This is a genomic window from Pseudomonas sp. 34 E 7 (assembly GCF_900005715.1).
GTDB lineage: Bacteria > Pseudomonadota > Gammaproteobacteria > Pseudomonadales > Pseudomonadaceae > Aquipseudomonas > Aquipseudomonas orientalis_A.
Genome location: NZ_CVTX01000144.1, coordinates 1 through 4,471, shown reverse-complemented (window position 1 = coordinate 4,471; position 4,471 = coordinate 1). Strand labels below are relative to the sequence as shown.

At 63.6% G+C, this 4,471-nt stretch carries 5 protein-coding genes; all 5 read right to left on the bottom strand.

Features of this window, described 5'->3' with window-relative positions; genetic code table 11:
* Window positions 1-215 precede the first annotated feature (215 nt).
* The gene (gene fliJ, locus BFP96_RS14545) at window positions 216-665 is read right to left on the bottom strand and encodes a flagellar export protein FliJ (RefSeq protein WP_065884550.1); all 450 of its coding nucleotides are present in this window, start codon (window positions 663-665) and stop codon (window positions 216-218) included.
* 3 nt (window positions 666-668) lie between these two features.
* On the bottom strand, window positions 669-2,027 hold the full coding sequence (fliI, locus tag BFP96_RS14540) for a flagellar protein export ATPase FliI (RefSeq protein WP_065884549.1): 1,359 nt from the start codon (window positions 2,025-2,027) through the stop codon (window positions 669-671).
* Complete coding sequence (fliH, locus tag BFP96_RS14535) at window positions 2,017-2,781, bottom strand: flagellar assembly protein FliH (protein ID WP_065893764.1); 765 nt, start codon at window positions 2,779-2,781, stop codon at window positions 2,017-2,019. Before fliH ends, fliI begins: the two co-directional genes overlap by 11 nt.
* A gap of 10 nt (window positions 2,782-2,791) precedes the next feature.
* Window positions 2,792-3,808 (bottom strand): flagellar motor switch protein FliG, encoded by a 1,017-nt coding sequence (gene fliG, locus BFP96_RS14530; RefSeq protein WP_057721344.1) that lies wholly within the window; start codon window positions 3,806-3,808, stop codon window positions 2,792-2,794.
* A partial coding sequence (locus tag BFP96_RS14525) for a flagellar M-ring protein FliF C-terminal domain-containing protein (protein WP_305885261.1) occupies window positions 3,801-4,471 on the bottom strand: 671 nt, incomplete at its 5' end. The genes fliG and BFP96_RS14525, both read right to left, overlap by 8 nt.

The following is a 4,471-nucleotide window of genomic DNA, read 5'->3' as shown; positions in this document are numbered from 1 at the left end:
GCCTGCGTTCGGCCAGCGTGGTTTAACGGGGCGCCTGAGATCAAGATCAAAAGCCAGATCAAGAGCGGCTCGCTTCGCATCGTGGTTACGGTTGGGCGCTGCTGAGTTGTGTAGATACCTATGCCCCGATTGCCGAGTGTCAGTCACTGCATCTTTTGACTGACACACCACCATCGAGGGCAAGCCCCCTCCCACATTTTTTCCTGCTGCGTTGGTTAGAACGGTTCCTGGCGCGGAAGGCGCTGGGACAGTTCATCGAGCAACTTCTGCTCGCGCTTGTCTTCAATCGCCCGCGCTTCATCGATATAGCGCTGCACCAGCTTGCGCAACCCCTCGACGCGGGCAAACGCCTGTTGCCAGCTCTCGCGGGCCTTGTCGAGGTTGTTCTGGTGCCAGGCCAGGCTCTGGCGCTGTTGGCCGACGGCGGTTTCCAGCTGATTGAGAAAGCCCTGATACCCCATCAGCCACTGGCCCGACACGCCCTTGCTGCCGCGTTCGATCCACTGTTGCTGATATTCGAGGCGAAAGCGCTCAAGGTCGCCCAGTTTGCTCTCCGCCAGGCGCACCTGGCCCTGGAAATACCCCAGGCGCTGCACGGCGGTTTTTTCGGCCTTTTCGGCCATTTCCACCACCGGGGCCAGGCGCGCGGCGCGGCTGTTGGCCATGGGTTAGCCGCCCGGCGCGGGGGCGAAGATGGACTGCAGATGCGCTTCGCTTTCGCCCATGCTGATCTTGTCGTTAAGCCCCTGGCGCAGGTAAGTCACCAATTGCGGCTGCAGGGCAATGGCCAGGTCGGTCTCGCGATCGCCACCGGCCACGTAGGCGCCGACGCTGATCAGGTCGCGGCTCTGCTGGTAACGCGACCACAGTTGCTTGAAGTATTGTGCGCGGGCCATGTGTTCCGGCGTGACCACCGCCGGCATCACCCGGCTGATGGACGCTTCGATATCGATGGCCGGGTAGTGCCCCTCTTCCGCCAGGCGTCGCGACAGCACGATGTGCCCATCGAGCACGCCCCGCGCCGAGTCGGCAATCGGGTCCTGCTGGTCATCGCCTTCGGACAACACCGTGTAGAACGCGGTGATCGAGCCCCCGCCGGCCTCGGCGTTACCGGCACGCTCCACCAGCTTGGGCAGTTTGGCGAACACCGACGGCGGATAACCCTTGGTCGCGGGTGGCTCGCCGATGGCCAGGGCGATCTCGCGCTGGGCCTGGGCGAAACGGGTGAGCGAGTCCATCAGCAACAGGACATTCTTGCCCTTGTCGCGAAAATATTCGGCGATGCGCGTGCAGTACATGGCGGCGCGCAGGCGCATCAGCGGTGCGTCATCCGCCGGAGAGGCGACGACGACGGAACGCTTGAGGCCTTCTTCACCCAGGCTGTGCTCGATGAATTCCTTGACCTCACGGCCCCGCTCGCCGATCAGTCCGACCACGATGATGTCGGCCTCGGTAAAGCGCGTCATCATGCCCAGCAACACCGACTTACCCACACCGGTACCGGCGAACAGGCCCAGGCGCTGGCCGCGACCGACCGTCAATAAACCGTTGATGCTGCGAATGCCCACGTCCAGCGGCACGCTGATGGGGTTGCGGTTGAGCGGGTTGATGGTGGGGCCGTCCATCGGCACCCAGTCCTCGGCCTTCATGCCGCCCTTGCCATCCAGCGCACGCCCGGCGCCATCGAGTACACGGCCGAGCATGCTCATGCCCATCGGCAAGCGCCCGGTGTCGGCCAGGGGCACCACACGGGCACCCGGAGCGATACCGGCGAGGCTGCCCACCGGCATCAGGAAAATCTTGTTACCGGAAAAGCCCATCACTTCGGCTTCGACCTGCACCGGATGGTAGCTGTCGTCGTTGATCACCATGCAGCGGCTGCCCATGGCGGCGCGCAAGCCCTCGGCCTCAAGCGTCAGGCCGACCATGCGCAACAGGCGCCCTTCGAGGACTGGCTGGCCGGGCAACTGCGTGGCCTCGGCGTAGCTGTCCAGGCGCTTGGCGAAGCTGGTGCGATCAAGGCGCATCGGTGGCGTCCAGGTCAACGCTCAGGTCAGGCTCGGCCGGGTGCAGCGCCTGTTCATGCAACTGGTCGAACAGCTTGGCCATGATCTGGCTGATGCGGGTTTCCACCGTGGCATCGATGCGGCTGTGCTCGGTCTCGACGCGGCAACCGCCAGGCAGCAGCGCGGCGTCCTCGACGATGCGCCAGGTTTCTTCATGGCGCTCGCGCAAGGCTTTCACCTGCTCGAAATCCTGCGGGTTGATGTACAGCCGCACATTGCCCACGCCCAGGGGCAGCAGCTTGAGGGCTTCGCGCATCACGCTTTCGATCTGGCTGGAATCGAGCACCAGTTCACGCTGGATCACCTGGCGGGTGATGTGCTGCAGCAGACCGACCATGGATTTTTCCAGCTGCGAGTCTTGTTCGGCGATGGGGTCGAACAGGTTGCCCATCAAGCGCTCCAGGCTGCCCAGCTTGACGCTGAGGGCGTCTTGAGCCTCCTGACGGACCTTGAGGGTGGTGCTGCGAAAACCATCTTTTTCACCCGCCGCGAAGCCTTCGTTGTAAGCCTCCTGGCGGATGGCTTCCAATTCTTCAAGGGTCAGCGGCTGGACTTCTTCCAGCGGCACTTCTTCCATCTGCGCCGGCGCTTCCTGCACCGGTTCAGGCTCTGGCTGCGGCACGTGGGGGTCGAAGCTGGGCAACGACCAGATGTCGAACCCGCCGACATCCCGCGCGCGAATCAGATCGCTGGGCGTCTCATCTTTGTTCGACATGCGGGGCGCCTTAGATCATTTCTTCGCCGCCCTTCCCGCCGAGAACGATTTCTCCGGCTTCGGCCATACGGCGGGCAATGGTGAGGATTTCTTTCTGCGCGGTTTCCACGTCGCTGACGCGTACCGGGCCCTTGGCTTCGAGGTCGTCGCGCAGCAGTTCGGAGGCACGCTTGGACATGTTCTTGAAGATCTTCTCCTTGACGCCCTCGTCCGAGCCCTTGAGCGCCAGCACCAGCACGTCGGACGACACTTCGCGCAGCAACGCCTGGATGCCACGGTCGTCGACATCGGCCAGGTTGTTGAACACGAACATCAGGTCTTCGATCTGGCCGGACAGGGTGTCGTCAATCTCGCGGATCGAGTCCATCAGCTGGCCTTCGACCGAGCTGTCGAGGAAGTTCATGATGTCGGCCGCCCGCTTGATGCCACCCAGGGTGGTGCGCGAGGCATTCGAGTTGCCCGAGAACTGTTTCTCGAGAATCGTGTTGAGTTCCTTGAGCGCCGCCGGCTGCACGGTGTTCAGCGACGACACGCGCAGGATGATGTCCAGGCGCACTTTATGGTCGAAGTGGCCGAGCACTTCACCGGCCTGGTCCGGGTCAAGGTAGGCGACGACGATGGCCTGGATCTGCGGGTGCTCGTAGCGGATCACGTCGGCGACGGCGCGCGGCTCCATCCATTTGAGGCTGTCCAGACCGCTGGTGTTGCCGCCCAGCAGGATGCGGTCGATCAGGCCGTTGGCCTTGTCTTCGCCCAGGGCCGAGGTGAGCATTTTGCGGATGTAGCTGTCGGAGCCGACGCCCAGGCTGGTCTGGTCGCCGACGATCTCGACGAACTCGCTCATCACCTGCTCGACTTGCTCGCGGTGCACATTGCGCATCTGCGCCATGGCCACGCCCACGCGCTGGACCTCTTTGGGGCCCATGTGGCGCAGCACTTGGGCAGCGTCGGTTTCGCCCAGCGACAGCAGCAGCACGGCGGCTTTGTCGACCCGGGAAAGCTTGGCCACAGCGACTCGATCATTCATCAGCGTTAATCCACTCTTTCACGACCTGGGCCACACGGCCCGGGTCTTCTGCCACCAGACTCTTGATTGCGTTCAACTGAGCGTCATAGCCTTCGCTCGGGCTTGGCAACAGGATGCTTTGCGGGCCGCCCAGGCTGACGCGGTCGTTGGCCAACTCGCCGTCCAGGCCGCCCATGCCGCCCAACTCGACGTCGCCACCGGCCAGGGCGAGCTGTTTCTTGCTGCCACCGGTGATGTTGTTGAGCACCGGGCGCAGCACGCCGAACACCAGCACCAGGATGAACAACACCCCCAGCACTTGCTTGACGATGTCCCAGAACCACGGCTGGGTGTAGAACGCCGGGTCGGCGATCACTTCGCCGCGCTCGACGGAGAATGGCATGTTGATCACGCTGACGCTGTCGCCACGGCTGGCGTCGAAACCGACGGCGTCCTGCACCAGGCGGGTAAAGCGCGCCAATTCATCGGCGCTCCATGGCGCGCGGGTGATGGCACCGTCAGCGGCGTTGACCTTGACCTGGTCATCGACCACCACCGACACCGACAGGCGATTGATCTTGCCCTGCTGCTGCTTGGTGTGGCTGATGGAACGGTCGAGCTCGAAGTTCTTGGTGGACTGGTTACGCTTGTCCGCCGGGTAAGGCGCGAGCATCGGCTGGCCGG